This is a genomic window from Xanthomonas sp. D-109, from assembly GCF_017746095.1.
Classification (GTDB): Bacteria; Pseudomonadota; Gammaproteobacteria; order Xanthomonadales; family Xanthomonadaceae; genus Xanthomonas_A; species Xanthomonas_A sacchari.
Genome location: NZ_JAGHWV010000010.1, coordinates 68,391 through 91,341 on the forward strand (window position 1 = coordinate 68,391; position 22,951 = coordinate 91,341).

At 69.0% G+C, this 22,951-nt stretch carries 15 protein-coding genes; 13 read left to right on the forward strand and 2 right to left on the reverse strand.

The features are described 5' to 3' along the window. Window positions 1-19 precede the first annotated feature (19 nt). Window positions 20-985, reverse strand: a complete 966-nt coding sequence (locus J7357_RS10890; RefSeq protein ID WP_209246387.1) for a YwqG family protein — start codon at window positions 983-985, stop codon at window positions 20-22. Window positions 986-1,117: 132 nt separating this feature from the next. Here J7357_RS10890 and J7357_RS10895 point away from each other — a divergent pair, with 132 nt between their 5' ends. The 11 genes from J7357_RS10895 to J7357_RS10945 all read left to right on the forward strand — a co-directional run bounded on the left by J7357_RS10895 (window position 1,118) and on the right by J7357_RS10945 (window position 18,272). Continuing rightward, window positions 1,118-1,660: a GNAT family N-acetyltransferase gene (locus J7357_RS10895; protein WP_017909572.1), complete on the forward strand. Its 543-nt coding sequence runs from the start codon at window positions 1,118-1,120 to the stop codon at window positions 1,658-1,660. Window positions 1,661-1,778: 118 nt separating this feature from the next. After that, entirely contained in the window at window positions 1,779-5,435 is a 3,657-nt protein-coding gene (gene mfd / locus J7357_RS10900; protein WP_209246389.1) for a transcription-repair coupling factor, read from the forward strand. 425 nt (window positions 5,436-5,860) lie between these two features. Next, window positions 5,861-6,181 (forward strand): STAS domain-containing protein, encoded by a 321-nt coding sequence (locus J7357_RS10905; RefSeq protein WP_010343460.1) that lies wholly within the window; start codon window positions 5,861-5,863, stop codon window positions 6,179-6,181. 13 nt (window positions 6,182-6,194) lie between these two features. Beyond that, window positions 6,195-8,270, forward strand: a complete 2,076-nt coding sequence (locus tag J7357_RS10910) for a chemotaxis protein CheA (protein ID WP_209246391.1) — start codon at window positions 6,195-6,197, stop codon at window positions 8,268-8,270. Window positions 8,271-8,327: 57 nt separating this feature from the next. Continuing rightward, window positions 8,328-10,466 (forward strand): methyl-accepting chemotaxis protein, encoded by a 2,139-nt coding sequence (locus J7357_RS10915; protein ID WP_209246393.1) that lies wholly within the window; start codon window positions 8,328-8,330, stop codon window positions 10,464-10,466. A 58-nt stretch (window positions 10,467-10,524) separates the two neighbouring features. Further along, complete coding sequence (locus tag J7357_RS10920) at window positions 10,525-12,522, forward strand: methyl-accepting chemotaxis protein (RefSeq protein WP_209246395.1); 1,998 nt, start codon at window positions 10,525-10,527, stop codon at window positions 12,520-12,522. A 48-nt stretch (window positions 12,523-12,570) separates the two neighbouring features. Then, window positions 12,571-14,487: a methyl-accepting chemotaxis protein gene (locus J7357_RS10925; protein WP_209246397.1), complete on the forward strand. Its 1,917-nt coding sequence runs from the start codon at window positions 12,571-12,573 to the stop codon at window positions 14,485-14,487. Window positions 14,488-14,496: 9 nt separating this feature from the next. Continuing rightward, window positions 14,497-15,030, forward strand: coding sequence for a chemotaxis protein CheW (locus tag J7357_RS10930; protein ID WP_019800357.1), 534 nt, complete (start codon window positions 14,497-14,499; stop codon window positions 15,028-15,030). A 49-nt stretch (window positions 15,031-15,079) separates the two neighbouring features. Then, window positions 15,080-16,351: an EAL domain-containing response regulator gene (locus J7357_RS10935; RefSeq protein ID WP_209246399.1), complete on the forward strand. Its 1,272-nt coding sequence runs from the start codon at window positions 15,080-15,082 to the stop codon at window positions 16,349-16,351. 9 nt (window positions 16,352-16,360) lie between these two features. Continuing rightward, a complete protein-coding gene (locus J7357_RS10940) occupies window positions 16,361-17,167 on the forward strand; it encodes a CheR family methyltransferase (protein ID WP_010341212.1) in 807 nt (268 codons plus the stop codon). Between the two features lie 28 nt (window positions 17,168-17,195). Beyond that, on the forward strand, window positions 17,196-18,272 hold the full coding sequence (locus tag J7357_RS10945) for a chemotaxis response regulator protein-glutamate methylesterase (protein WP_010341213.1): 1,077 nt from the start codon (window positions 17,196-17,198) through the stop codon (window positions 18,270-18,272). 236 nt (window positions 18,273-18,508) lie between these two features. Here the strand turns inward: J7357_RS10945 and J7357_RS10950 are convergent, their stop codons facing one another. Next, a complete protein-coding gene (locus J7357_RS10950) occupies window positions 18,509-19,327 on the reverse strand; it encodes an AraC family transcriptional regulator (RefSeq protein WP_209246401.1) in 819 nt (272 codons plus the stop codon). 188 nt (window positions 19,328-19,515) lie between these two features. On the opposite strand from J7357_RS10950, the gene J7357_RS10955 reads away from it, so the two are divergent. Both J7357_RS10955 and J7357_RS10960 read left to right on the forward strand, forming a co-directional pair. After that, entirely contained in the window at window positions 19,516-20,919 is a 1,404-nt protein-coding gene (locus J7357_RS10955) for an MFS transporter (protein ID WP_209246403.1), read from the forward strand. Between the two features lie 29 nt (window positions 20,920-20,948). Beyond that, entirely contained in the window at window positions 20,949-22,931 is a 1,983-nt protein-coding gene (locus J7357_RS10960) for a beta-L-arabinofuranosidase domain-containing protein (protein ID WP_209246405.1), read from the forward strand. Window positions 22,932-22,951: the final 20 nt, after the last annotated feature.

Genomic DNA, 22,951 nt, shown 5'->3' on the forward strand with positions numbered 1-22,951 from the left:
CGCCGCGGCGTGCGCGCGCTCAGAAGCAGTCCCAGTGGTAGGCGACACGGCTGAAATCGCCGCGCCGCAGGTCGTCCGGATCGATGAAGAAATTGGCGACGCCGCTGTCGCCCCACATCATCTCCTCGTCGCTGTCCAACTGCAGCAGCAGCACCTGCTTGTCCTGCAGGGTACGCGGGTCTTGCTGGGTGAACTCCGGGTAGCCGCCGAGCTTGTTGCCGCCACGGCTCAGCACGTCGTACAACGCGTCGTCCACCGCATCCTGCGACACCGCGTGGCGCCTGGCGTAGGCGGCGGCCACCTCCTCCAGCGGCGTGCCCAGCACCTGCTCGAAGCGCACATCGTTGCTGCCGATGGTTTCCTCGCCGGCGTCGAACCGCATCGCCCGCGGCCGCGCCGGATCGAACGGCAACGTGTCGGCCGCCAGCAACGGCACTTCGGCCTGCCGCGCCGACGCCTTCGGCTGCGGCCAGTACACCACGCGGAAATTGCGTTGTTCGCTCAGCGCGGCCAGGTCGCTGCGCGCACCACCGAAGTTGGCCCCGTAGAAGTCGTCGTCACCGCCGATGAAGAACTGCAGCATGCCCTGGCGCGGATAGCCGGGCAGCGGCGGTATTCGCGCCAGGTCGATCTGCGCCAGCAGCGCCAGCGGCTGGCCGTCGGCCGCGTGCGGATACGGCCTGTCCCCGGTCCAATAGGGACGCCCGCCGACCTTGCTGGCCAGGCGATCGTCCTGCGCCATCGGCTGCAGTTGCACCTGCAGCACCGGCCGGCGCGTGGCCTGCAGGCGCGGCTGGTACGGCGCCAATGCCTGCGTCGCCAGTTGCTCCGCATCGGCGACTGGAGCGGCGGTGATGGCGGTCGGCGCGTCGTGGTGCTGCGCGCGCAGCAGCCACCTGCCACCGCCCACCAGCAGCCCCACCAGCAGCGCGGCCAGGCCCAGCCCGATCGCCGCGGAGACGGCCACGGCATGCGATGTCTTCATCGTCGTGCATTCCCTTGAACGAAGCGTCACTCTAGCAAGACCACCCCAACCGCACATCGGCAGGACGCTGCGTTCACGGGCGTAAGGTTTTGGTAATGCGAGAATCCAGGCTTCGTCGAGGATCATCCGGCCATGGCTACCCGCAACCGCATGCCTCCGTGGCATGAAACCTTCACCCTGCCCAGTGGGCGCGAATTGCTGATCCGGCCGATCCGGCCGGAGGACAGCGCGCCGCTGCAGGGTGCCTTCGGCCTGCTCGGGCCGACCGAGATCCGCGAGCGCTTCCTGCATTCGACGCAGGAACTGACCGAAGACATGGCGCAACGCCTCACCCACCCCAATCCGAAGTCGGAACTGATCCTGGTCGCCGCCGAGCCGCTGCCGCCGGGCGAGGCCGTGGTCGGCGCGGTGGCGCGCGCGGCGATCAACCCCGGCACCCGCGAGGCGCAGTACGCGATCCTGGTCAGCAGCTTCGTCTCCGGGCAAGGGCTGGGCCGGCAGCTGATGCGCAAGCTGGTCAAGTGGGCGCGCCGCAAGTACCTGGACCGGCTCTACGGCGACGTGCTCGAGCGCAACGTGCCGATGCTGCAGCTGGCCGAATCGCTGGGCTTCCAGCGCATGCCGCATCCGGACAATCCGGACCTGGTGCGGGTGGTGCTGGAACTGGGTAGCTGAGTCCCCGCGCACCGAACCACTCTCCGCCATTCCCTCCCGCGCCGCCAACCGGCGCGCGGCGTTTCCCGGGTTGCGCCGCGCCGGTCGCGGCATCCGGCTTTGCTAAACTCCACGGTCCATGCCGCCCCTTCCCTTCCCCGTTCCGCCGCTGCCCAAGTCCGGCCAGCTCCGCGCGCACTGGCGCGCTCCCGCGTCCTCCACCGCCCTGGCCTGGCACATCGCCTGCGCCGCGTCCGCGCACCGCGGGCCGTTGCTGGTGGTCGCACGCGACAACCAGAGCGCGCATCAGCTCGAAGCCGACCTGCACAGCCTGCTCGGCGACGATCCGAGCCTGCCGGTGGTGCCGTTCCCGGACTGGGAAACCCTGCCCTACGACCAGTTCAGTCCGCACCCGGACATCGTCAGCCAGCGCCTGGCCGCACTGCACCGGCTGCCGACGCTGACCCAGGGCATCGTGGTGGTGCCGGTGCAGACGCTGATGCAGCGGGTGGCGCCGCTGCGCTACATCGTCGGCGGCAGTTTCGACCTGCGCGTGGGCCAGCGCCTGGACCTGGATGCGGAGAAACGGCGGCTGGAAAGCGCCGGCTACCGCAACGTGCCGCAGGTGATGGACCCGGGCGATTTCGCCGTGCGCGGCGGCCTGCTCGACGTGTACCCGATGGGCACCGACGCGCCGTTGCGCATCGAACTGCTGGACGAGGACATCGATTCGATCCGCGCCTTCGACCCGGAATCGCAGCGCTCGCTGGACCATGTGCAGGCGGTGCGCATGCTGCCCGGGCGCGAAGTGCCGATGGACGATGCCAGCGTGGAACGGGTGTTGACCGCGCTGCGCGAACGTTTCGACGTCGATACCCGACGCAGCGCGCTGTACCAGGACCTGAAGGCCGGGCTGGCGCCGTCGGGCATCGAGTACTACCTGCCGCTGTTCTTCCAGGAGACGCGCAGCAGCGGCGCGCGCGAGGCCACCGCCACCCTGTTCGATTACCTGGGCGAGCACGTGCTGCCGCTGATCGCCCCGGGCGTGGGCGCCGCCGCCGACGCGTTCTGGGCGCAGACCCAGGCCCGCTACGAGCAACGCCGCCACGACGTGGAACGCCCGCTGCTGGCGCCGGAAGAGCTGTACCAGGCGCCGGACGCGCTGCGCGAACGCCTCAACGGGCTGCCGCGCATCGACGTGTGGGCCGCCGACCACCCGCGCATCGACGAAGCACAGGCGCTGGGCGACCAGCCGCTGCCGCCGCTGCCGGTGGCGGCCAAGGACGCCGCGCCGGGCGCGGCGCTGAAGAGCTTCCTCGATCACTACCCTGGCCGGGTGCTGATCGCGGCCGATTCGCCGGGCCGCCGCGAGGCGCTGCTGGAAGTGTTGGCAGCCGCGGAATTGAAGCCGGAGGTGCTGCCGAACTTTGCTGCATTCCTCCCTTCTCCCACCGGGAGAAGGTGGCGCGAAGCGGCGGATGAGGGTGTGGCGCTCGCGCGGTCGGGGACAAGGAAGGCGGGTGCTTCGGCAAGTTCCACGGCTGCGCAAACGAGCTCCACTAGCGGTCGGACCCTCACCCCAACCCCTCTCCCGAAGGGAGAGGGGCTTGATGCTGCACGCTTTGCCATTGCCGTGGCGCCGCTCGACGACGGCTTCGCGCTGGAGGAGCCGCGCATCGCGGTGCTGACCGAGCGCCAGTTGTTCCCCGAGCGCGCCAGCCAGCCGCGGCGCAGCCGCCGCGTGGGACGCGAGCCGGAAGCGATCATCCGCGACCTGGGCGAGCTGTCCGAGGGCGCGCCGATCGTGCACGAGGACCACGGCGTCGGCCGCTACCGCGGGCTGATCGTGCTCGATGCCGGCGGCATGCCCGGCGAGTTCCTGGAGATCGAATACGCCAAGGGCGACCGCCTGTACGTGCCGGTCGCGCAGTTGCACCTGATCAGCCGCTACTCCGGCGCCTCGGCCGAGACGGCGCCGCTGCATTCGCTGGGCGGCGAGCAATGGACCAAGGCCAAGCGCAAGGCCGCCGAGAAGGTGCGCGACGTGGCCGCGGAGCTGCTGGAGATCCAGGCGCGTCGCCAGGCCCGCGCCGGGCTGGCGCTGCAGGTGGACCGGGCGATGTACGAACCGTTCGCCGCCGGCTTTCCGTTCGAGGAAACCCCCGACCAGTTGGCCGCGATCGACGCCACCCTGCGCGATCTGGCCAGCAGCCAGCCGATGGACCGCGTGGTGTGCGGCGACGTCGGCTTCGGCAAGACCGAGGTCGCGGTGCGCGCGGCCTTCGCCGCGGCCAGTGCCGGCAAGCAGGTGGCGGTGCTGGTGCCGACCACCCTGCTGGCCGAACAGCACTACCGCAACTTCCGCGACCGCTTCGCCGACTACCCGCTCAAGGTCGAGGTGCTGTCGCGCTTCAAGAGCAGCAAGGAGATCAAGGCCGAGCTGGAGAAGGTCGCCGCCGGCAGCATCGACGTGATCGTCGGCACCCATCGCCTGCTGCAGCCGGACGTGAAGTTCAAGGACCTGGGCCTGGTCATCGTCGACGAGGAGCAGCGCTTCGGCGTGCGCCAGAAGGAGGCGCTGAAGGCGCTGCGCGCCAACGTGCACCTGCTGACCCTCACCGCCACGCCGATCCCGCGTACCTTGAACATGGCCATGGCCGGCCTGCGCGACCTGTCGATCATCGCCACGCCGCCGCCGAACCGGCTGGCGGTGCAGACCTTCGTCACCCAGTGGGACAACGCGCTGCTGCGCGAGGCCTTCCAGCGCGAACTGGCGCGCGGCGGCCAGCTGTACTTCCTGCACAACGACGTGGAGAGCATCGGCCGCATGCAGCGCGAGCTGAGCGAACTGGTGCCGGAGGCGCGCATCGGCATCGCCCACGGGCAGATGCCCGAGCGCGAACTGGAAAAGGTGATGCTGGATTTCCAGAAGCAGCGCTTCAACGTGCTGCTGTCGACCACGATCATCGAATCGGGCATCGACATCCCCAACGCCAACACCATCGTCATCAACCGCGCCGACCGCTTCGGCCTGGCGCAGCTGCACCAGTTGCGCGGCCGCGTCGGCCGTTCGCACCATCGCGCCTACGCCTATCTGCTGGTACCGGACCGGCGCAGCATCACCCCCGATGCGCAGAAGCGCCTGGATGCGATCGCCTCGATGGACGAACTGGGTGCCGGCTTCACCCTGGCCACCCACGATCTGGAGATCCGCGGCGCCGGCGAACTGCTCGGCGAGGACCAGAGCGGGCAGATGGCCGAGGTCGGCTTCAGCCTGTACACCGAACTGCTGGAACGCGCGGTGCGCAGCATCCGCCAGGGCAAGCTGCCTGACCTGGACGCCGGCGAGGAAGTGCGTGGCGCCGAAGTGGAACTGCATGTGCCCGCCCTGATCCCCGACGACTACCTGCCCGACGTGCATACGCGCCTGACCCTGTACAAGCGCATTTCCAGCGCCCGCGACAGCGACGGCCTGCGCGAACTGCAGGTGGAGATGATCGACCGCTTCGGCCTGCTGCCGGATCCGGTGAAGCACCTGTTCGCGATCGCCGAACTGAAGCTGCAGGCCAATGCGCTGGGCATCCGCAAGCTGGAACTGGGCGAACACGGCGGACGCCTGGTGTTCGAGGCCAAGCCCAACGTGGACCCGATGACCATCATCCAGATGATCCAGAAGCAGCCCAGGCTGTACGCGATGGATGGCCCGGACAAGCTGAAGCTCAAGCTGCCGCTGCCGGAAGCGGCCGACCGTTTCAATGCCGCGCGCGGGCTGCTGACCGCGCTGTCGCCCCGCTGAGCGACGCGAGCGCGTTCGCCCGCGTCGTCGCACACGCGCCGCCGCCGCACACGGGCCGCGCTCGCCCGTCTCGTTCCGACCAGCGGCCACATGCGGCGGCGTACGGCGCCGCTGCAGCATGCGCAACCCCACATGCAACGGTCTTCACGTGAAGACCGACGGTGCGCCTTGCGCGGCTTTTTTGACGTCTTCACACGCTGCCGCGATTGGCACAGCACGTGCAAGAGACCTGGATGCCCACTGCACCGAAACCGTTGTGGGATGCGCATCTTGCGTTGGTCTGAACCACTCAGGCTTGCGTTCGGTGTGGGAGACAAATGCTTCACGCGCGCTAAATATTTCTAAATATTTCCTGTCCGCGCCGATATCGCTCTTACCGAAGCCGGCGACACCGGCTTTTCCCACTTCCCTGCCGGAGACCCGCCATGCGCTCGACGCCCCCCGACGAACAGGATCCGCCGCTGCAGCTGATCGTGGACGGCGACATGACCATCCGCCGTGCGGCCGAACTCAAGCCGCTGCTGCTGCCCGCGCTGGAACATCCCGGCGGGTTGCGCCTGCAGTTGCAGGAGGTGACCGACATCGACGCCACCGGCGTGCAACTGCTGCTGGCCACCCAGGCGGCACTGCGCGCACTGGGACGGCCGTTCCAGCTCGAAGGCTGCAGCACCGCGGTCGGCGATGCGCTGGCCCTGCTCGGCCTGGACGACGCGTTCGAGCGCGTCGGCGACGACACCCTTCACTAATCGGCAGCACGACATGAACATGGATCAATTGCTGCAGACCTTCATCGCCGAGAGCCGCGACCTGCTCGAGGACATGGAGCGCAACCTGTTGGAAGCCGAGCGCGGCATAGCCGGCCCCGATGCGGTCAACGCGATCTTCCGCGCCGCCCACACCATCAAGGGCTCCGGCGGCCTGTTCGACCTGGCGCAACTGGTCGGCTTCACCCACGTGGTGGAGAGCGTGCTGGACTTGGTGCGCGAGCATGCGGTCGCGCTGGATTCGGAGCTGATCCAACTGATGCTGGCCTGCTGCGACCACATCCGCGCGCTGGTGGAAGCCGCGGCCGGCGGCAAGGCCGACGAAGCCACGCTCACCGCCGATGGCGCGCCGCTGCTGCAACGCCTGCAGACCTACCTGCAACCCGCTGCCACGCCGGCGGCGAAGGCGGGCTCCGCCGCGGCAGCGCCCGCCGCGCCCGCGCACACCGGCTACTGGCGGATCTCGCTGCAGCTGTTCACCGATGCGCTGCGCTTCGGCAACTCGCCGCTGCACCTGATCCGCTGCCTGCGCAGCCTCGGCAGCCTGGAAGCGGTGCGCACCCGCCACGACCGCGTGCCGGCGCTGCCGGACCTGGACCCGGAGGCCTGCTACCTGGGCTTCGACATCCTGCTGCGCAGCGACGCGCAACAGGCCGCGATCGAGGACATCTTCGAATTCGTGCGCGACGACTGCGACCTGCAGGTGCTGGCGGTGGACCCGCAGGGCGACGCGGCCAACCTGGATCTGCCGCTGCTGGTGGCCGAGGCCGGCAGCCAGGCCAGTGCCGACGATTTCGCCGGGTTCGACAGCGCCGACGCGCCGGCTGCGGCCGCGCCCGCCGTGGCCAGCACGCCGGCGGCAGCGACCGCCACCGCCGCCAGCGCCAGCCCGGCCAAGGCCGCAGGCGCACGCGGCGAAGGCGGCTCGATCCGCGTCGACGCCGACAAGCTGGACCGCATGATCGACCTGGTCGGCGAGCTGATCATCGCCGTCGCCAGCACCGGCGCCAACGCCCAGCGTACCGGCGATGCGCAACTGCTGGAGTCCACCTCGATCCTGGCCGGGCTGGTCGAAGAGGTGCGCGAAAGCGCGCTGCAGCTGCGCATGGTCAAGATCGGCGGCACCTTCAGCCGCTTCCACCGCGTGGTCCACGACGTCGCCCGCGAGCTGGGCAAGGACATCGCGCTGGTGGTCAATGGCGAGGACACCGAGCTGGACAAGTCGGTGGTGGAGAAGATCGCAGATCCGCTGACCCATCTGGTGCGCAACGCCATGGATCACGGCATCGAACCGGCCGAGGTGCGCCAGGCGCGCGGCAAGCCGGTGCGCGGCACGGTGCGGCTCAACGCCTTCCACGATTCCGGCAGCATCGTCATCCAGATCAGCGACGACGGCGGCGGCCTCAACCGCGACCGGATCCTGGCCAAGGCGCTGGAACGCGGCCTGATCGAACCCGGCCGCCAGCTCTCGGACCGCGAAGTGTTCGCGCTGATCTTCGAGCCGGGCTTCTCCACCGCCGAGAAGGTCACCAACCTGTCCGGCCGCGGGGTCGGCATGGACGTGGTCAAGCGCAACATCGCCGCGCTGCGCGGCAGCGTGGACATCAGCAGCCAGCAGGACGTCGGCACCACCATCTCGGTGCGGCTGCCGCTGACCCTGGCGATCATCAACGGCTTCCAGGTCGGGGTCGGCAAGTCGGTGTTCGTGGTGCCGCTGGACGTGGTCGAGGAATGCGTGGAGTTCGCGCCGAACTACCAGAGCGAGTACATCGACCTGCGCGGCAACGTGCTGCCCTACGTGCGCCTGCGCTCGCTGTTCGCCATCGCCGGCGCGCCGCCGGCGCGCGAGAGCATCGTGGTGATCCGCCAGGGCTCGCAGCGGTTCGGCCTGGTGGTCGACACCCTGCTCGGCGAGTGGCAGACCGTGATCAAGCCGCTCTCCAAGGTCTTCGCCCAGGTCAAGGGCATCAGTGGCTCCAGCATTCTCGGCAGCGGTGGGGTCGCGTTGATCCTGGACGTGCCGTCGCTGCTGGGCCAGTTGCAACCCGGCGCCGAATCGCTGGCGGCCTGAGCCGCCGCGTCGCCCGCCGTCATTCCTACGTCGCGCCATCAACCAGGAATCGCCGCCATGTCCCAGAACCGGACGCCCCTTGCCACCCTGCCGACGGCCGCCGTCGTCGCCGTCGCCCTGCCCGCCGCCGCCGCTGTCGCCGCGCTGGCGCTGCCGCTGGCCAGCGGCCTCGCCTGGACCCTGGTCGCCGTGGCCACACTGGTCGCCGGCCTGCTGCTGGGCCGCAGCGTACGCGCGGCACAGCAGGCGGCCGCTGCCGCGCAGCGCGAGCTGGAGCTGGCCCGCACCGGCCTGCAGGCGCTGGCGCAGGGCGAACTGGACCGCGTGGACGCGGCGACCGGCGGCAGCGAGATCGGCCAGGCCCTGCTCGCCGCGCAGCGGCCGCTGCGGCAGTTGCAGGCCGACGTCGCGCACATGACCCGCGCACACGCCGCCGGCGACTGCGACATGATGCTGGATGCCGCGCAGTCCAGCGGCGCCTACCGCACCGTGGCCGGCGACATCAACCAGCTGGTCGGCGCCCACATCGGCGTCTGCAAGCAGGCGATCGACTGCGTGGGCGAGTTCGGCCATGGCAACTTCGCCGCGCCGCTGGCCGCGTTCCCGGGCAAGAAGGCCTACATCAACGACACCATCGAGCAGGTGCGGCGCAACATGCTCGGCCTGATCGCCGAAATGCGCCGTGTCGCCGAGGAGCACGATGCCGGCGAGATCGACGCCAGCATCGACAGCGCGCACTTCCAGGGCGACTTCCGCAGCATGGCCGACGGCATCAACCGCATGGTCGGCAGCCATATCGCGGTCAAGAAGCAGGCGATGGGCGTGGTCGCCGAGTTCGGCCGCGGCAACTTCGACGCGGGCATGCCGCAGCTGCCGGGCAAGAAGGCCTTCATCAACGACACCATCGAGCAGGTGCGCGGCAACTTCAAGCGCCTGATCGGCGAGATCGCGCGCATGTCCGAGGAGCACGACCTGGGCGACATCGACGTGCAGATCGACTGCGCGCACCTGGACGGACAGTTCTGCGCGATCGGCAAGGCCATCAACCGCATGGTCGCCGCGCACATCGCCGTCAAGAAACAGGCGCTGGGCGTGGTGGCCGAGTTCGGCCGCGGCAATTTCGACGCGCCGATGCCGCAACTGCCGGGCAAGAAGGCCTTCATCAACGAGATCATCGAACAGACCCGCGGCAACCTGCGCAGCGTCGGCGATGTGATCAAGGTGATGGGCGCGATGGCCGAGGGCGATCTCAGCCGCCAGGTGCAGGGCCACTACGAGGGCGCCTTCGCCGACATGCAGCGCTACGTCAACGCCACCATCGACAAGCTCACCAGCATCGTCAACGAGGTCAACGGCAACGCCGTCACCCTGGCCAGCGCCGCCGAGGAACTGTCGTCCACCGCACAGTCGCTGAGCCAGGCGGCCAGCGAGCAGGCCGCCGGCGTGGAGGAGACCAGCGCCTCGCTGGAGCAGATGACCGGCTCCATCGCGCAGAACGCGGAAAACGCCAAGGTCACCGACGGCATGGCCGCCAAGGCCTCGCGCGAGGCCGCCGAGAGCGGCGAGGCGGTCCGCGCGACCGTGTCGGCGATGAAGGAGATCGCGCGCAAGATCGGGATCATCGACGACATCGCCTACCAGACCAACCTGCTGGCATTGAACGCGGCGATCGAGGCCGCACGCGCGGGCGAGCACGGCAAGGGCTTCGCCGTGGTCGCCGCCGAGGTGCGCAAGCTGGCCGAGCGCAGCCAGGTGGCCGCGCACGAGATCGGCGACGTTGCCACTACCAGCGTGAACCTGGCCGAGACCACCGGGCGCCTGCTCGGCGAGATGGAACCGTCGATCCGCCGCACCTCCGACCTGGTGCAGGAGATCACCGCCGCCTCCGAGGAACAGAGCACGGGCGTCGGCCAGATCAACGCCGCGGTCGTTCAGCTCAGCCAGACAACACAGCAATCCGCTGCCAACGCTGAAGAATTGGCCGCCACGGCCGAAGAAGTAAGCAGCCAGGCAGAACAGTTGCAGACCATCATGAGCTTCTTCACCACCAGCGGCACCACGACGCCGGCGCAGGCCCCGCAACCGCGGCGCCTGCCGTCGTCGATGCAGCGCGCACCACGCGCCCGCAGTTTCGGCGGACCGGCGGCCACGGCCCAGGCCGCGCGCCTGGAAGAAGCGGCGTTCGTTTCGTTCTGATCCCTCCGTCCCGGCCGATCAGGCCGGGACCTCTCCGCACCCGCATAGGTACCATGGCATGTCCAACTCTCTCTCGCTGTCCTCCAAGCTGTGGACCGGCTCGACCATCGCCGTCGTGCTGCCATTGGCTGCTGCGGCGGGCGGGTTCGCCCTCGGCCTGACCGCCGGGCAAACCCTGGCGCTGGGCATCGGCGCCGCGGTGCTGGCCGCCGCGGTGCTGGCCTATACCGTCCATGCCATCACCCGCTCGCTGCGAATCGCCACCACCACCCTGGCGCGCTTTGCCACCGGCAATTTCGAGGTGGTGATGCCGACCATCCGCAACGACCAGGCCTGCGAGGTATTGCTGGCGCTGCGGCAGGTGCAGACCGGGGTGCGCCAGATCAACGACGAGATCGTGCGCATGTCGCGCGAGCACGACGCCGGCGACATCGACGTGGTGATCGACAGCCACCGCTTCGAGGGCGAGTTCAAGGTCATCGCCGAGGGCATCAACCGCATGGTCGGCGACCACATCGCCACCAAGAAGAAGGCGCTGGCCTGCGTGGCCGAGTTCGGCCGCGGCAATTTCGATGCGCCGTTGGAGACGTTCCCGGGCAAGAAGGTCTTCATCAACGAGATCATCGAGCAGGTGCGCCGCAACATGCAGGGGCTGATCGCGCAGATGCAGCACATGTCCGCGCAGCACGACGCCGGCGACATCGACGTGGTGATCGAGAGCCACCGTTTCGAAGGCGACTTCCGCAGCATGGCCGACGGCATCAACCGCATGGTCGGCGACCACATCGCCACCAAGAAGAAGGCGATGACCTGCATCGCCGAATTCGGCCGCGGCAACTTCGACGCGCCGCTGGAGGCCTTCCCGGGCAAGAAGGCGTTCATCAACGACACCGTCGAACAGGTGCGCGCCAACCTGCGCGCGCTGATCCGCGACACCAGCCTGCTCGCCGACGCGGCCGCGGCCGGCCGCCTGGACGTGCGCGCCGACGGCAGCCTGCACCATGGCGACTTCCGCCGCATCGTCGATGGCATCAACCTGACCCTGGATACGGTGATCGGGCCGATCAACGACGTCGGCGCCGTGCTCAAGGCCATCGAGGCCGGCGACCTGACCCGGCTGGCGGACGTGCAGTGCCAGGGCAAGCTGAAGGAACTGTGCGACAGCATCAATGCCACCGTTGCGCGCCTCGCGCAGGTGGTCGGCGAGGTCAACATCAACGCCGACGCCCTGGCCAGCGCCTCCGAGCAGGTCAGCGCCACCGCGCAGTCGCTGAGCCAGGCGGCCAGCGAACAGGCCGCCGGCGTGGAAGAGACCAGTGCGTCGCTGGAGCAGATGACCGCCTCCATCGCGCAGAACACCGAGAACGCCAAGGTCACCGACGGCATGGCCGCCAAGGCCGCACGCGAAGCCAACGAAGGCGGCGATGCGGTGCGCTCGACGGTGGTGGCGATGAAGCAGATCGCGCAGAAGATCGGCATCATCGACGACATCGCCTACCAGACCAACCTGCTGGCGCTGAACGCCGCGATCGAGGCCGCGCGCGCCGGCGAGCATGGCAAGGGCTTCGCCGTGGTCGCCGCGGAAGTGCGCAAGCTGGCCGAGCGCAGCCAGGTCGCCGCGCAGGAGATCGGCCAGGTCGCCGAGTCCAGCGTGGAGCTGGCCGAGAACGCCGGCAAACTGCTGGAGCAGATGGTGCCCTCGATCCGCCGCACCTCCGACCTGGTGCAGGAGATCACCGCCGCCTCCGAGGAACAGACCTCCGGCGTCGGCCAGATCAATGCCGCCGTCGGCCAGCTCAACCAGACCACCCAGCAGGCCGCGGCCAACTCCGAGGAACTGGCCGCCACCGCCGAGGAAATGAGCGGCCAGGCCGAGCAGTTGCAGCAGTTGATGAGCTTCTTCCGTACCAACCAGGTGGTGGCGCCGCGGCGCCCCGCCGCTCCGCAGGCGCTGCCGCGCAGGTCGGCACCGGTGCGCAAACGCGGTTTCGGCTTCGGCGAGACCGGCCTGGCGCTGGTGCCGGCGCCGGACGAAGCGCAGTTCGACACGTTCTGACAACCACACTTCCGTACATCCAACAGGGGGATCACGGTGTTCAAGCAAATGAAGATCGCTACCAGAATCGGACTCGGCTTCGCCGCCGTCTTGCTGCTTATGGTGGGCATGGGCGTGTTCACGGTGGACAAGCTGGCCAAGGTCAACCAGGCCTCCACCGACATCGCCACCAACTGGATGCCCAGCATCCATTACGTGCAGGCGATGAATACCAACCTGTCCGACCTGCGCGTGGCCGAACTGCAACACGTGGTCACCGAAAACCCGCAGGAAATGCGCAACTTCGACCAGCAGATGGAGCAGATCCTGGCCGAGTACGCGAGTAACCGCGACCATTACGTCAAGCTCATTTCCTCGGAGGAGGAAAAAGGCATCTATACGAACTTCAATGGCGAGTTCGAAAAGTATCTGGCCCTGCACAAGCAGGTCCTCGACCTGTCGCGAACGCTGAAGACCAGCGAGGCGCTGGCCTTGTTCAACGGCGACCAGCGCAAGCTGTACGACGATGCGTCGACCATTCTCGACAGCCTGGTGGTGCTGAACACCAAGGGCGGCGAAGCCGCCAGCGCAGAGGGCGATGCGCTCTATGCCAGCTCGCGCCAGTGGATCATCGCCGTGATCGTGGCGTGCGTGCTGCTGGGCGCCGGCATTTCGGTCTTCATCGTGCGCGGCCTGATGCGCCTGCTCGGCGGCGAGCCGGCCTACGTGGCCGAGATCGCCAACAAGGTGGCGCAGGGCGACCTCAACCTGGAGGTGGCGGTGCGTGCCAACGACAGGGGCAGCGCGTTGTATGCGATGCGGACCATGGTCGAGCGGCTGAAGCTGGTGATCGACGGCCAGCGCCGCGTGGTCGCCGCCGCCAACCGTGGCGACTTCTCCGAGCGCATCGCCCTGGACGGCCTGTCCGGGTTCCAGCGCGACATGGGCCAGGGCCTGAACGAGTTGGCCACCACCACCGGCGACAGCATCCAGGACGTGGTGCGGGTGATGGGCGGCCTGGCCGAGGGCGACCTGACCCGCAGCATCGACAAGTCCTACGACGGCGCCTACGCCGAAATGAAGAACTACGTCAACGACACCATCGCGCGCCTGTCGCAGGTGGTCAGCGAGGTCAACAGCAATGCCGAGGCGCTGGCCAGCGCCTCGGAGGAAGTCAGCGCCACCGCGCAGTCGCTGAGCCAGGCGGCCAGCGAACAGGCCGCCGGCGTGGAAGAGACCAGCGCCTCGCTGGAGCAGATGACCGCCTCGATCTCGCAGAACACCGAGAACGCCAAGATCACCGACGGCATGGCCAGCAAGGCGTCCAGCCAGGCGCTGGACGGCGGCGAGTCGGTGCGTGCGACCGTGCAGGCGATGAAGCAGATCGCGCAGAAGATCAGCATCATCGACGACATCGCCTACCAGACCAACCTGCTGGCGCTGAACGCGGCGATCGAGGCCGCACGCGCCGGCGAGCACGGCAAGGGTTTCGCCGTGGTCGCCGCGGAAGTGCGCAAGCTGGCCGAGCGCAGCCAGGTGGCCGCGCAGGAGATCGGCGATGTGGCCAGTTCCAGCGTGGAACTGGCCGAGAACGCCGGCAGGCTGCTGGACGAGATGGTGCCGTCGATCAAGCGCACCTCCGACCTGGTGCAGGAGATCACCGCCGCCTCCGAGGAACAGACCTCCGGCGTCGGCCAGATCAATGCCGCGGTCGGCCAGCTCAACCAGACCACGCAGCAGGCCGCGTCCAACTCCGAGGAACTGGCGGCCACCGCCGAGGAAATGAGCGCGCAGGCCGAACAGCTGCAGCAACTGATGAGTTTCTTCAAGCTGGAAGTCGCAGCCGCATCCAGGACCGCGACGCGGCGCCCGGCCGCGGCGCGCGGCCGCAGCGGGCAGGCCGGGGCCAAGCCGATCGCACGCGTGGCCGGCGGCAAGCTGGTGCTGGCCGATACGCTGGACGAAACCCACTTCGAAACCTTCTGAGACATGGCCATGAACGCTCCCGCTTCGCTCTCACCCTCCGACGCCGGCGACCTGGCGACGGACCAGTTCCTGACCTTCCTGCTCGGCAAGGAAATGTTCGGCGTCGGCATTCTCGGCATCAAGGAGATCATCGAGTACCGCACGCCGACCGACGTGCCGATGATGCCGCCCGCGCTGCGTGGGGTGATCAACCTGCGTGGCGCGGTGGTGCCTGTGGTGGATCTGCAGCAGCGCTTCGGCCGCGCGCCCAGCGAGATCAGCAAGCGCACCTGCATCGTCATCATCGAGGTCGCCAGCGGCGAGGAGCGCCAGGTGCTCGGGCTGCTGGTGGATGCGGTGAGCGAGGTGCTGGAGATCGCCACCGCCGACATCGCCCCGCCGCCGGCGTTCGGCACCGGCATCCGCCGCGATTTCATCCATGGCATGGGCAAGGTCGGCGAGCGCTTCGTCATCCTGCTCGCCGCCGATGCGGTGCTGGCGCCCCAGGAGTTCGCCAGCATGGCCGCCCTCGACGCCCACCTGGAAGAAGGCATCGCCGCCTGAGCGGCCTTTGCCGCGCAGCGCCCTGCCCCTCCCTCGAAACGGATTTCGCATGCCCACGCCCCCCGACACCGCCGCCCTGCACCACTTCGGCACGGTCCTGGTGGTCGACGACAGCCAGGTCCAGCGCGAACACGCGCTGGCCCTGTGCCTGCGGATGGGCGCCGTGGCAGTGGAAGGCGCGGCCGACGGCCATGCGGCGCTGGCGCGAGTGACCGAGGGTTCGCCGCTGGGGCTGCTGATCGTGGACCTGGAAATGCCCGGCATGGACGGCGTGCAGTTGCTCGAGGCGCTGGCCCGCAGCGACGTGCGCGTGCCGATCGTGGTCGCCTCGCAACGCGGCGCGGCCCTGATCGACTCGGTGTTGCAGGTCGGCCGCAGCAACGGCCTGCAGGTGCTGGCGGGCCTGGAGAAGCCGCTGCGCGCCGCCCAGCTCGCGGCCGCGCTGCGCGCCCATGCGCCGCCGACGCCGGCGCCGCGGAACGAGGCCGAAGCGCCGGGCGAGGCGACCATGGCGGCGATGCTGCGCGAGGCACTGCAGCGCGGCGAGATCGAGGTCGCCTACCAGCCCAAGGTGGACATGCGCAGCGGCCGGGTCGGTGGCGTGGAAGCGCTGGCGCGCTGGCGCCATCCCAGCGCCGGGCCGATCGCGCCGGACCGCTTCATCGCCGTGGCCGAGCGCGAAGGCCTGATCCATGCGCTCACCGCCTGCGTCGCCGACCAGGCGCTGGCGCGGCTGGCGGCCTGGAAGCAGGACGGGTTCCAGCTGACCCTGGCGTTGAACCTGTCGCCGCGCATGCTGCAGGACCCGAATCTGCTCGACGAACTGCTCGGACTACTGCGCAAGCATGGCCTGGCACCGTCCGACCTGGTGCTGGAAATCACCGAAAGCTCGCTGGTCTGCGGCAGCGCGCTGGGCATGCTGGCGCGGCTGCGGCTGCAGGGCTTCGGCCTGTCGCTGGACGACTACGGCACCGGCTTCTCCTCGCTCCAGCAACTCACCCGCATTCCCTTCACCGAGTTGAAGATCGACCGCATCTTCGTCCACGACGCGCACCGCAGCCGCAACCTGCGCACGGTTCTGGAATCGGCACTGGGCATGGCCCAGCGGCTGGGCCTGAGCACCGTCGCCGAGGGCATCGAGACGGTGGAGGACTGGACCCTGCTGCAGGAGCTGGGCTGCGACTTCGGCCAGGGATACCTGCTGGCGCGCCCGCTGGGGGGCGGCGCGCTGCACGCCTGGCTGCTGGAGCACCAGCGCCTGCTGCAGGAACACGGCCCCACAGGCACCGCCAGCGCCCCCGCTGCCGCCTCCACCCACTGAGCCGACACCATGACCAGCCACGACACCATCACCGAGCAGGAATTCGGCCGGTTCCAGCGTTTCATCTTCGACGCCGCCGGCATCACCATCTCGCCGGCCAAGAAGGCCATGCTGTGCGGACGCCTGGGCAAGCGCCTGAAGGCGCATTCGCTGCAGACCTACACCCAGTACCTCAAGCTGCTGGAAAGCCGCGAAGGTAGCGGCGAGGTGCAGACCGCGATCGACCTGCTGACCACCAACGAAACCTACTTCTTCCGCGAACCCAAGCACTTCGACCTGCTGCGCAGCGTCGCCGCCGCGCATACTGGCAGTGCGCCGTTCCGCTGCTGGAGCGCGGCCAGTTCCAGCGGCGAGGAGGCCTACAGCATGGCCATGGTGCTGGACGACACCCTGCAGGGCCGCCCGTACGAAGTGGTCGGCACCGACATCAGCACCCGCGTGCTGGCCAAGGCGCGCACCGGCCACTATCCGCTGCTGCGCATCGAGCACATGCCTCCGGCCATGCTCAAGCGCTACTGCCTCAAGGGCCGCGGCGAGTACGAAGGCAGCATGCTGATCGATCGCCGCATCCGCGACCACGTGCGCTTCCTGCACGCCAACCTCAACGCGACGCTGCCCAACCTGGGCCAGTTCGACGTGGTGTTCCTGCGCAACGTGATGATCTACTTCAACGGCCAGACCAAGCGCGAAGTGGTGGCGCGGGTGCTCGGCACGCTCAAGCGCGGCGGCATCTTCTGCATCGGCCACTCCGAGAGTCTCAACGACGTCAACGGCGACGTGGTGCAGATCGCGCCGTCGGTGTACCGCAAACCATGAAGGCCGACGTGCCAGGAGGGAACCCCGCATGACCACGATCAAGGCCATGGTGATCGACGATTCGGCGGTGGTGCGCCAGGTGCTGGTCGCCGTGCTCAACGACGCGCCCGGCATCGAGGTCATCGCCGCCGCGGCCGACCCGCTGCTGGCGATGGACAAGATGCGCCAGCAATGGCCGGACGTGATCGTGCTCGACGTGGAGATGCCGAAGATGGACGGCATCACCTTCCTGCGCAAGATCATGAGCGAGCGCCCGACCCCGGTGGTGATCTGCTCCACGCTCACCGAGAAGGGCGCTCGGGTGACCATGGACGCGCTGGCCGCCGGCGCGGTGGCGGTGGTGACCAAGCCCAAGCTCGGCCTCAAGCAGTTCCTCACCGATTCGGCCGAGGAAATGATCGCCACGGTGAAGAGCGCCGCGCGCGCCAACGTCAAGCGCCTGTCGGTGCGTGCGGCACCGGCGCCGGCGGAGCCGGAGATCAAGCACACCGCCGACGTGATCCTGCCGGCACAGGGCAATCGCCCGCTGTCGCAGACCACCGAACGGGTGGTGGCGATCGGCACGTCCACCGGCGGCACCCAGGCGCTGGAGGAAGTGCTGACCGCGCTGCCGCGGGTCAGCCCCGGCATCGTCATCGTCCAGCACATGCCGGAAAAGTTCACCGCCGCCTTCGCCGCGCGCCTGGACACGCTGTGCCAGATCTCGGTGAAGGAAGCGGCCAACAACGACCGCGTGGTGCCGGGACGCGCGCTGATCGCGCCGGGCGGCAAGCACATGCTGCTGCGTCGCAGCGGGGCGCAGTATTTCGTCGAGGTGCTGGACGGACCGCCGGTGAACCGGCACCGGCCGTCGGTGGACGTGCTGTTCCGTTCCGCCGCGCGCGCCGCCGGCGGCAACGCGCTGGGCATCATCATGACCGGCATGGGCGACGATGGCGCGGTGGGCCTGCTGGAAATGCGCCAGGCCGGCGCGCGCACCGTGGCCCAGGACGAACACAGCAGCGTCGTCTTCGGCATGCCCAAGGAAGCGATCAAGCGCGGCGGCGCCGAAAAGATCCTGCCGCTGAGCGCGATGGCGCGCGAGATCGGCCAGCAGCTGAGCTAGCGCAGCCAACGCGGCGTTGCGCGGACCGTAGGCGCGGCTTCAGCCGCGACCGCGCCTTTCCATGAAAGCCCTGCGCTAGAGCCGAAAGCCGCTTTTATCGTAGGAGCGGCTTCAGCCGCGACGAAGCGTTCCGATGAAAGCGCGTCGCGGCTGAAACCGCTCCTACAGCACAGCCGAGCGATACGCGCGCACCTGCAATCAAAATGCGCGGCGTGCGCCTCAGATCCGCAACACCCTCACCCCGAATTGATGTGCTCCTTGCAGTACAGGCGCCGGTAGGCGCTGGGGGTCATGCCCAGGCGCTGGCGGAACACGCGTCGGAAGTAGCCGCTGTCGCTGAAGCCGGCGCGCTGCGCGACATCGTCGACCGCGCAGGTGTTGACCAACAGCAGCTTTTCGGCGAAGGCGATGCGCTGGCGGTGGATCGCCTCGGTCAGCGTGGTGCCGAAGCTGCGCCGGTAGATACGGCCCAGATAATCCGGATTGCAGTGCAGTTGCGCGGCCAGCGACGAGGCGGTGAGCGCGGTATGGAACTGCGTGCCGATCAGTTGCTTGGCGCGGTACGCCAGCGCCACGCCCGCGCGCTCGGAGTCGTGCGGATCCGGCCAGGCGCCGGCCACGCATTGCAGCATCGACAGCACGATCGGCTCCAGCATCGGCAGCGTGCGCCGTTCCTCCTGCTCGGCCAGGAACCAGCGGAACAGGCCGACGAAACGCTCCGGATCGCGGATCGCGGTGCGCTGCGGCATCGACAGCGCCACCGCGTTATCCGCCCGCGTCGCGCCCGGTTCCAGTTCGAAATGCACCCAGTAGAAGCGCAGGTCGTCCGGGAACTGGCCCAGGCCGGCATGCGCACGGCCGGGCCACAGCAGCAGCGTCTCGCCGGGACCGACGTGGAAGTCGCTGTCCTGTTCGCGAATCGACAGCATGCCGCGCTCGACGAAGATCAACTCGTAGGACTGGATCACCCGCGCCGGATGCGCGCCCACCCCGCGGGAAATGAACAGGCCCCCGTTCTGCACCCGGATCGGATAGGCGACGGCGAGTTCGAGCATGTCGGAAACGTCTCCCCTTGCACACAACACGCTGCACTGCAGCAATCACATGAACGCCACCGCACGCACGCGGCCCGGCGACCATGGTCGGAATCGTACCGGTTTTATACCGCACAGACTCTTGTCGCGGTTACGCGGCCGTGCGACTTTGCGCTGGCGCCGGACCGCGCGCGCCAGGAGCCGCCCCGTTGACTGCGACCGCCATCGGCCACGCCGCCGCAGACGCCGCGCCGGCCGCGACCACGCCGCGGCTGTCGCGCCTGGAGAAGTTCGGCTACGGCCTCGGCGATGCCGGCGGCACGGTGGTCACCTGCCTGATCGCCAATTTCCTCACCTTCTTCTACACCGACGTGTTCGGCCTGACTCCGGCGTTGGTCGGCACCCTGTTCACCGTGCTGCGCGTGGCCGACGCGGTGTCCGACCCGGTGATGGGCCTGATCGCCGACCGCACCCGCAGCCGCTGGGGCCGCTTCCGCGCCTGGCAACTGTGGGTCGCGGTGCCGATCGGCATCGCCTGCGTGCTGACCTTCAGCGCGCCGCAGCTGAGCGCCGGCGCCAAGATCGCCTATGCCTTCGCCAGCTATTTCCTGCTGTCGCTGTGCTACACCGCGATCAACGTACCCTACTGCGCGCTGATCAACAGCATGACCGGCGACCACCGCGACGTGGTCTCGGCGCAATCCTGGCGCTTCGTGCTGTGCGGCATCGCCGGCTTCCTGGTGTCGGTGGGGTTGCCGTGGCTGGTGCGGGAACTGGGCAACGGCGATGCCGCGCGCGGCTACCAGCTCGGCGTGGGCGTGCTGGCGGCGCTGGCGGTGGCGATGTTCCTGTGCTGTTTCTTCGCCGTGCGCGAGCGCGTGCCGGTCAGCCTGCTCGGCGGTGCCGGCATCGCCGAACACCTGCGCGGCCTGCTGCGCAACGACCAGCTGCGGCTGGTGCTGCTGATGTCGTTCCTGCTGATCAACGTGTACAACATCCGCGGCGGCGCCTATCTGTACTTCATCACCTACGTGCTCGGCGGCAGCAGCGGCTACGCCTCGTTGTTCTTCGCGATGGTGGCGCTGGCCACGGTACTCGGCGCGATCGTGGTCAACGCCTTGTGCCGCCGCTTCGACCCGCTGGCGCTGTACCTGCACACCAACCTGGCGCTGGCCGCGTTCGGCGTGGCGCAATGGTGGCTGCCCACCGGGCCGGCGCAGCAGACGCTGTGGCTGGGGGTGATCTTCGTGCATTGCCTGGTGCTGGGCTTCGCGCTGCCGCTGCACTTCTCGCTGATGGCCTTCGCCGACGACTACGGCGCCTGGAAGAACCGGGTGCGCTCCTCCGGGATCAACTTCGCCTTCAACCTGTTCTGCATCAAGCTGGCCTGGGCCTCGAGCGCGGTGGTGATCAGCGCGCTGTTCGTCTACGCCGGCTACCGCGCCGGCGCCGCGCAGCAGAGCCCCGCCTCGCTGCAGGCCATCACCCTGCTGGAAACCCTGATCCCCGCCGGCCTGCACCTGCTGCTGGCCGCGGTGATCCTGCGCTGCCGGCTGCGCCGGCCGCTGCTGGCGAGCATCGCCGACGACCTGGCCGCACGCCCGGTGCACTGACCTTCCCCACCCTTCAGGATCTCCGCTCCATGCCGCATTCGCCCGTGCCGTCCCCGGAACTGCCGCTCGCCCACCTGCGCATCGCCGATCCGTTCTGGCAGCGCTACCAGCGCCTGGTGCAGGATGTGGTGCTGCCCTACCAGTGGGACGCGCTCAACGACAACGTCGCCGATGCCGAACCCAGCCATGCCATCGAGAACTTCCGCATCGCCGCCGGCCGCAGCGACGGCACGTTCTACGGCATGGTGTTCCAGGACAGCGACGTGGCCAAGTGGCTGGAAGCGGTGGCCTACCTGCTGGCGCAGCATCCCGACCCGGCGCTGGAGCGCGATGCCGACGCCACCATCGAACTGATCGGCGCCGCGCAGCAGGCCGACGGCTACCTCAACACCTATTTCACGGTGAAGGCGCCGCAGGAGCGCTGGACCAACCTGGCCGAGTGCCACGAGCTGTACTGCGCCGGGCACATGATCGAGGCCGGCGTGGCCTACTACCAGGCCACCGGCAAGCGTGCCCTGCTCGACATCGTGTGCCGGCTCGCCGACCACATCGACGCCACCTTCGGCCCCGGCCCGACGCAGTTGCACGGCTACCCGGGACATCCGGAGATCGAACTGGCGCTGATGCGCCTGTACGAGGCCACCGGCGAGGCGCGCTACCTGACGCTGGCGCGCTACTTCGTCGAACAGCGCGGCACCACACCGCATTACTACGACGAGGAGTACGCCAGGCGCGGCCATACCTTCTTCTGGGGCGGACACGGCCCGGCCTGGATGATCCAGGACAAGGCCTACAGCCAGGCGCACCTGCCGGTGGCGCTGCAGGACACCGCCGTCGGCCATGCCGTGCGCTTCGTGTACCTGTACGCCGGCGTGGCGCACCTGGCCCGACACAGCGGCGATGCCACCCTGCGTGCGGCCTGCGCTCGGCTGTGGGACAACGCCACGCAGCGGCAGATGTATCTGACCGGCGCAATCGGCGCACAGAGCTACGGCGAGGCCTTCAGCGTCGACTACGACCTGCCCAACGACGCCGCCTACAACGAGAGTTGCGCCTCGATCGGGCTGATGATGTTCGCCAACCGCATGCTGCAGCTGGCGCCGGACGGCCGCTACGCCGACGTGATGGAGCGCGCGCTGTACAACACCGTGCTGGGCGGCATGGCCCTGGACGGACGCCACTTCTTCTACGTCAATCCGCTGGAAGTGCACCCGCCCACCGTGCACGGCAACCACACCTTCGATCATGTGAAGCCGGTGCGCCAGCGCTGGTTCGGCTGCGCCTGCTGCCCGCCCAACATCGCCCGAGTGCTGACCTCGCTGGGCCACTACCTCTACACACGCCACGACGACACGCTGTACGTGAACCTCTACGTCGGCAGCGACGCGCGGTTCGAGGCCGGCGGGCAGACCCTGACCCTGCGCCAGCGCGGCGAGTACCCGTGGCAGGACACGATCGACTTCGACGTGGCGTGCAGCGCCCCGATGGACGCGGCGCTGGCGCTGCGCCTGCCGGACTGGTGCCAGGCGCCGCAGTTGCTGCTCAACGGCGAGCCGGTGGCGATCGAGGCGCACCGCCAGCATGGCTATTGCGTGCTGCGCCGGCGCTGGCAGTCCGGCGACACCCTGCAACTGCGCCTGCCGATGCCGCCGATGCGGGTCAGCGGGCATCCGCGCGTGCGTCACCTGGCCGGCAAGGTCGCGGTGCAGCGCGGGCCGCTGGTGTACTGCCTGGAGCAGGCCGACAACGGCGCCGACCTGCATCAGCTGCGCCTGCCGGCCAGCGCCGCGCTGCAGGCCGTGCCCGGCAGCGGCGCGCTGGACGGCCAGGTGCTGCTGCAGGCCACCGGCGAACGCCTGCATGGCGATGTCGACGCAGCCGCGCCGCTTTACCGCTACGACGCCCCTCCGCCGGCGCGGCAGCCGCAGACCCTGACCTTCGTGCCCTACTTCGCCTGGGCCAACCGCGGCGAAGGCGAGATGCGGGTGTGGGTGGACGCCAGCGACGGTTGAAGCCAACGCTGCGGGACATA

Coding starts and splice junctions, on each gene's coding strand:
- J7357_RS10950 (WP_209246401.1), bottom strand. CDS start 19,327: ATGCTCGAACTCGCCGTCGCCTATCCGATCCGGGTGCAGAACGGGGGC.
- J7357_RS10890 (WP_209246387.1), bottom strand. CDS start 985: ATGAAGACATCGCATGCCGTGGCCGTCTCCGCGGCGATCGGGCTGGGC.
- J7357_RS10960 (WP_209246405.1), top strand. CDS start 20,949: ATGCCGCATTCGCCCGTGCCGTCCCCGGAACTGCCGCTCGCCCACCTG.
- J7357_RS10920 (WP_209246395.1), top strand. CDS start 10,525: ATGTCCAACTCTCTCTCGCTGTCCTCCAAGCTGTGGACCGGCTCGACC.
- J7357_RS10945 (WP_010341213.1), top strand. CDS start 17,196: ATGACCACGATCAAGGCCATGGTGATCGACGATTCGGCGGTGGTGCGC.
- J7357_RS10910 (WP_209246391.1), top strand. CDS start 6,195: ATGAACATGGATCAATTGCTGCAGACCTTCATCGCCGAGAGCCGCGAC.
- J7357_RS10895 (WP_017909572.1), top strand. CDS start 1,118: ATGGCTACCCGCAACCGCATGCCTCCGTGGCATGAAACCTTCACCCTG.
- mfd (WP_209246389.1), top strand. CDS start 1,779: ATGCCGCCCCTTCCCTTCCCCGTTCCGCCGCTGCCCAAGTCCGGCCAG.
- J7357_RS10905 (WP_010343460.1), top strand. CDS start 5,861: ATGCGCTCGACGCCCCCCGACGAACAGGATCCGCCGCTGCAGCTGATC.
- J7357_RS10930 (WP_019800357.1), top strand. CDS start 14,497: ATGAACGCTCCCGCTTCGCTCTCACCCTCCGACGCCGGCGACCTGGCG.
- J7357_RS10915 (WP_209246393.1), top strand. CDS start 8,328: ATGTCCCAGAACCGGACGCCCCTTGCCACCCTGCCGACGGCCGCCGTC.
- J7357_RS10935 (WP_209246399.1), top strand. CDS start 15,080: ATGCCCACGCCCCCCGACACCGCCGCCCTGCACCACTTCGGCACGGTC.
- J7357_RS10925 (WP_209246397.1), top strand. CDS start 12,571: ATGAAGATCGCTACCAGAATCGGACTCGGCTTCGCCGCCGTCTTGCTG.
- J7357_RS10940 (WP_010341212.1), top strand. CDS start 16,361: ATGACCAGCCACGACACCATCACCGAGCAGGAATTCGGCCGGTTCCAG.